This is a genomic window from Bradyrhizobium altum (assembly GCF_020889705.1).
Taxonomy (GTDB): domain Bacteria; phylum Pseudomonadota; class Alphaproteobacteria; order Rhizobiales; family Xanthobacteraceae; genus Bradyrhizobium; species Bradyrhizobium altum.
In genome coordinates this window covers 1-6,366 of record NZ_JACMYP010000382.1, presented here as the reverse complement: position 1 = coordinate 6,366, position 6,366 = coordinate 1, and the positions used below count along the sequence as shown (strand labels likewise).

At 63.7% G+C, this 6,366-nt stretch carries 1 protein-coding gene and 1 pseudogene; both read right to left on the bottom strand.

Annotated features, from left to right (window positions below):
* Positions 1-4,510 (bottom strand): AIDA repeat-containing protein (locus H8B02_RS44230; RefSeq protein ID WP_229172052.1); only part of this gene is annotated, 4,510 nt, incomplete at its 3' end.
* 553 nt (positions 4,511-5,063) lie between these two features.
* A pseudogene (locus H8B02_RS44225) lies at positions 5,064-6,366 on the bottom strand (hypothetical protein); the annotation flags it as partial.

Sequence of the window (6,366 nt, the reverse complement as noted above, 5' to 3'; positions counted from 1 at the left end):
CTCGCACGTAGAGCGTGTCCGACGGCGAACCTCCGGGGCCGAATACGTAGCTCACCTGCGTCAGGTTCGCCGCCGACACGTCGATCTCGGTGTTGGCCGCCTGGATGACACCATTGACAACAAAGTGGCCGTTGCCGCCGGTGTCCCAGAACGCGTACTGGGTGATGGTGTCGTTGTCGGCGTCCGTGGCCGTGAACAGGCTCGAGGCCGTGACCGAATGGTCGTGGATTCCGGTCGCGTTCGATGCCGAAACGACCGGAGGGTGGTCGGGCCCCGGGGTGGCCGAGAACGCCGTCCAGCCTCCCCACAGCAATCCGTCATTGGCCCTGATGTACAAGGTATCAGGCGTCGAGCCGGTCGGGCCGTACACGTAGCTCACCTGCGACAGGTTCGCTGCCGACACATCGATCTCGGCATTGGCCGCCTGCGCGACACCATTCACCACCCAGTGGCCGTTGCCGCCGGTGTCCCAGAACGCGTACTGCGTGATCGTGTCGTTGTCGGCGTCCGTGGCCGAGAACAGGCTCGAGGCGAGAGCTGACGCCTGCCCGTGATTGGCGGTGACGTTCGGTGCCGTCACAACCGGCGCGCGGTCGGGCCCCGGTGTGGCCGTGAATGCTGTCCAGCCTCCCCACAGCATGCCGTCATTGGCCCGCACATAGAGCGTATCTGATGTCGAGCCGGTCGGGCCGTATACGTAGCTCACCTGCGAAAGATTCGCCGCGGCAACATCGATCTCGACGTTGGCTGCCTGCGCGACACCATTCACCACAAAGTGGCCGCTGCCGCCGGTGTCCCAGAACGCGTACTGGGTGATCGGATCGTTGTCGGCGTCCGTGGCCGAGAACAGGTTCGAGGCGAGAGCTGACGCCTGCCCGTGATTGGCGGTGACGTTCGGTGCCGTCACAACCGGTGCGTGGTCGAGCCCCGGGGTGGCCATGAACGCCGTCCAGCCTCCCCATAGCATTCCGTCGTTCGCCCGCACGTAAAGCGTATCAGGCGTCGAGCCGGTCGGGCCGTACACGTAGCTCACTTGTGACAGGTTCGCCGCGGCAACATCGATCTCGACGTTGGCGGCCTGGGCGACACCATTCACCACCCAATGGCCGCTGCCGCCGGTGTCCCAGAATGCGTACTGGGTAATCGGATCGCCATCGGCGTCCCAGGTCGAGAACAGGCTCGACGCAAGAGCCGACGTTTGCCCATGGGCGGCCGTCACGTTCGCGGCCGTAACGACCGGAGCGGTATCGACCCCCGGTCCTGCCGTGAACGCCTTCCAGGCTCCCCACAACGTTCCGTCGTTCGCTTTGATGAACAGCGTATCGGGGGCTGACCCTGGCGGCCCGAACACGTAGCTCAATTGCGGCAGTTGCGCGGCGGGAATGTCGATCTCGGTGTTGGCAGGCAGAGCCACGCCGTTCAACGCCCAGTGGCCGCTCCCCCCTGTGTCCCAGAGGGCGTATTCGGTGATCGTGTCGTGATCCGGATCGCTCACCGTGAACAGGCTGGATCCGGCAATCGACGTCTGGCCGTGCGCCGCAGTCACGTTGGCTGCGTTCACGGTTGGCGGGGTGTCGACAAATCCGGTTGCCGTAAATTGGGTCCAGCCGCCCCAAACCGTGCCGTCATTGGCGCGAACGTAAAGGGTATCACTCGAACCGCTTGGACCGAAGACGTAGCTCACCTGCGACAGGTTCGCCGCCGCAACATCGATCTCGGCGTTGGTCGCCTGCGCGACGCCGTTGACGACCCAATGTCCGTTACCTTGGGTGTCCCAGAACGCGTATTGGGTGATGGGATCGCCATCGGCGTCCGAGGTGCTGAACAGGCTGGAAGCCGCCGCCGAACTTTCGCCCACGGTTGCCTGTACATTGGGCGCCGACGTGACCGGAGCGATATCCGCGCGCGTCGTGACCAGCGTGCCGCTGCCGGAATCCGTGCTGACGCTGAACCGCACGCCAGGCATCTGATCAAGCTGCAGACCATACGAGGAAGCGCCCTCCGTGACTTGCAGGATGTTGCCCGGGAGCAAGGTCACCGAGCCGCCGGAGGAGAACGTCACCCCGGCCAGATCGATGCTGTCGCCCAGGACCAGCCCGCTGATGGTCGTCGTCGGCATCGACGTGCCGTCGATCTTGAGCTGCCCCCCGGACCCGCTGAAGGTGATGCCACCGCTCGCGACGCTGCCGGCCAGCAACTCGACCACGCCGCCCGAAATCGTCACCGGACCAGTCGACCCGCCGGAGGAAACGGCTTCCGTGCCGCCGGCAAACACCGTCACGTTGCTGGTCACAGCGCCGGCCACTTTGAATGTGCCGCCGCTGGAGACGGCCACATGGTGGGCCGTCGCCCCGGACAGAACATTCAATATGCCGCCACTGCTGACGGTCGTGTGGTCGATTGCGCCTCCCGATGACACGTTCACCGTGCCGCCTGAAATCCCGGTTCCGGAGCTGGTCACGCCGGTGACCACACCTCCCGAGAACACGTTTTCGATGCCGCCGGCAAAGACCGCGACATTGCTCAGGACCGTGCCGCCGACGTTGAAGATGCCGCCGCTCGAGACGGAGATATGGTCCGCCGTCGCGCCGGACGAGACATTCAGGTCACCGCCGCTGAAGACGGTCGCATATTCGAACGAAGCTCCGGAGAGAACGTCAACCACACCGGAAATTGCGGTGCCCGAACCAGTGACACCGGTGACGGAGCCACCCGCAGAGACGATTTCGTGGCCGCCGCTTTGAATAGTGACATTGCTGGTGATCTTGCCCCGCACGTTGAGCGTGCCGGACACGTTGATCATGCTGGCCGAGCCTCCGGCCAGGACGTTGAGCGTCGCACCGGCTGCGACGAACGTTCCTGTGCCGGCCGTGCCGCTGATGGTGCCCTGGATGACGCCGCCGGACGAGACGTTCTCGATGCCACCGCTCAACACCAAGACCGTGTTGGATGTGGTCCCCGTGACATTCAGAATGCCGCCCGCCGAGACCGTCGTCCCGGTGGCAAATCCGCCAGCCAGCACGTCAAGCGTTCCCCCGGATACGAGCGTTCCGCTGGCTGTGCCGCCGCTGCTGACAAACATCGTCGCGCCGCTTCCAACGACGGCATTGGCATCGCTGCCCGCAACCGCTTCGGTGCCGCCGGAAGAGACGGTCGTGCCGGTGTCGCTGCCGCCCTTGCTGATGGTCAGAAGCCCGCCGCTGCTGACGGTGGTGCTGACAGCGGTCCCGCCGGAGGCAACGAACATCGAACCGCCATTGAGCACGGTATCACCGGTGTCGGTTTGGCCGCTCGATACGGTGTAGGACGATCCGCTGCTTACGGTCACAGGGGCGCTTTCGATAACGACCGTGCCGCCGTTGCTGGTCACGTTCGTGACATTGGCGCCAGCGATGAGAATCAGGGTCCCGCCGCTATCGAGGACGATGCCGCTTGCGGTGCCGCCGGACGAAACGACTTCGGTGCCACCGGAGCTGATCACTGTGCTGCTGGCGACGCCACCCGCCATAACGGTCGCGCTGCCGCCGGCGCTGATCACCGTGGTCCTGGCGGTGCCGCCGGACGAAACGATTTCGATACCGCCCGAGCTGATCACCGTGCTGCTGGCGGTGGGGCCATACGGGCCGCCGCCCCACACGATCTGTTCACCGCCTGCGATCAGCGTGGTGGAGATCGCCGTTGCGCTTCCGCTGTATTGGCCACTGCCGACGTATTGGATACTGCCGCTGCCGGTGACCGTCGTGCTGACGGCGGTGCCGGTTTCAATGTAGCCGTATGGCGCAATGTACTGGATTCCACCGCTGGTGATGGTTGTATTGCTTGCGACACCAATACCCGCGGATCCGAAGACGGCATAGCCGACGTACTGTATCCCACCCGCAATGACGGTGTTGACTGCGGTCCCGGCTCCGAGAAATCCAACGATCTGCTCGGAGCCGCTTCCCGACACCGTGGTGTTGGACGCCACCGCGCTGCCGTAAGCGCCAGGGTTGTTGTTGTAGTTGTTGGTGACGTACTGAAACCCGCCGTTCTTGACCGTCGTATTGGTGGCGGTGCCGCCAAAGATTTCCATACCACCGTAGATGGCATCGACGGTGGTGTTGCTGGTGGTGCCGCCGAACAGATACAGCCTGGCACCGCTGCCGACCGAGGTGTTGCTTGCGGTGGAGCCGCTGTCGACCGACATCTGGCCATCGTCGATCGTGCTGATCGCCGTTGCGGCACCGAGCGTGAATGAGGTTTGGTCGTAACCGACGACCAAATTGCCGCCGCTGACCACGGCGCTGATGACAGTGCCGAGGACGTACAGCTGCCCGGCACCATTTGAATCGTGGGAGACGGTGTCGGCAAAATCGGTGCCACCAGAGGAAACAACGACGGTGCCAACATCGAGGGTGTTGCTGATATAGCCGCCGTTCAGCACGTAAAGCGTGCCGCCGTCCTGGACTGTATTGCCGCTTTGCGTATCGGACACAGAAACGGTGCTGCCGCTGGCAACATTCACACCCATCAACCCCTCCCCCGAAAAAACTGATCTCGAAATCCAATAAATCTGTCCGGCAACTCGCCCCCGCGGCCGAGTTTGGCCGATCGCCCGACAGTTGAAGCAAACGCCCGCTAGCCGTCACCAACTCACTTGGCGCGGGGTCTTGGTCACCGAGTTTTGGAGAGCAGTTGAAATGCTGGCGGGACGCGAACCAGATTCAAGTTGCTACGTCATCCAAAATTACAAACCGCCGGTCTGAACTAAAAACGTGATCAGCTTACAGTTCGCCCAAAAGCCGTCAAGGTCCAGGTCGAGAAAGTTCAATGTTTCTCGCCGGTTGTTCACAGTGTGAAACAGTCGGCCCGCTTGGCAGCCGACAGATGACCCGTCAAATTACGGAGTTGTCTCCGCCATGAGAAGTCTGCCACGCCACCCTTCTTGCACTCCACGAAATTGGCGAGCTGGCGCAGGAGCTCGGTGGCGCCGGCGCCTATCAGTTGCTGCGATCGCTGCGAGGGCATCGCCAGCAGGCGAAGCCACCTTGTCTCGGTGGCTCCGCATGCCTCATCTTCAGGCCTCACGCATGCTGAGGCTGCGCCAGCTGGCTGACCTGCATCGCCGGCGGATCGACAACCAGGGTCCCGCCATGGCCATCACTCGAGGTCGTGAAGGTCGAGGCCATGTAGTTGCCCAGCAGCGCAATGCTCGCCGTGACGGTGCCGTCCGTCACCGTGAGCGTTCCGTGCGATGAGTCTCCGCTGAAGCTCGGCGTGTGAACGTTCGCGAAGTTGATGTTCGCGAAATCGATCGCGTCCGAACCGGTCATCCCGGCGACGGTTCCCGCAAAGCTCGCGGAATTGTCGAGCTTCAGCGTCCCTGTCGAACCCTGGAATGCGACGGTGGCGCTCGATGCCCCCGGCAATTCCAGGGTGGCGCCCGCTGCGATGTGGGCGCTGCCGGAGCTCTCGCCAGTCGCGTTGAAAGACTGCCAAGCCCCCCACGCGATGCCGTCATACGCACGGATCCAGAGTTGGTCCGTACCCGCGCCGGCCTGATAGGTGGTCTGGGAAAGTTGCGCCGCAGTGATGTCGATCTCGGTATTCGCGGCCTGCGTAGCTCCGTTGACGCTCCAATGCCCGTTGGTGTTGGAATCCCACAGCGCATATTTCGTGATGGCATCGCCGTCGGCGTCCGTCGCAGTGACGAGGTTCGCTGCAGCAAAGGTCTGCCCCGAGACCGTCACGACGTTGGCGACCGAGACCGTCGGTGCCTGGTTGGTTGCGGTGGCCGTGAAGCTCTTCCAGGCGCTCCACATGCTGCCGTCGTTGGCTTTCACCCAGAGCGTATCGGGCGTCGAACCGCCGGGGCCGAACACGTAGCTGACCTGCGACAGGTTCGCCGCCGACACGTCGATCTCGGTGTTGGCCGCCTGGGCGACACCATTGACCACAAAGTGTCCGTTGCCGCCGGTGTCCCAGAACGCGTACTGGGTGATCGTGTCGTGCTCGGCATCGGTGGTCGTGAACAGGCTCGAGGCCGCGACCGAATGGTCGTGAATGCCACTGACGTTCGATGCGGTAACGACCGGGGCCGTGTCGGGGCCCGGTGTTGCCGTGAAGCTCTTCCAGGCGCTCCACATGCTGCCGTCATTGGCCTTCACCCAGAGCGTATCGGGCGTCGAACCGCCGGGGCCGAACACGTAGCTCACCTGCGACAGGTTCGTCGCCGAGACATCGATCTCGGCATTGGCGGCCTGGGCGACACCATTGACCACAAAGTGTCCGTTGCCGCCGGTGTCCCAGAACGCATACTGGGTGATCGCATCGCCCTCGGCGTCGGTGACCGAGAACAAGCTCGAGGCGAGCGCCGACGTCTGCCCA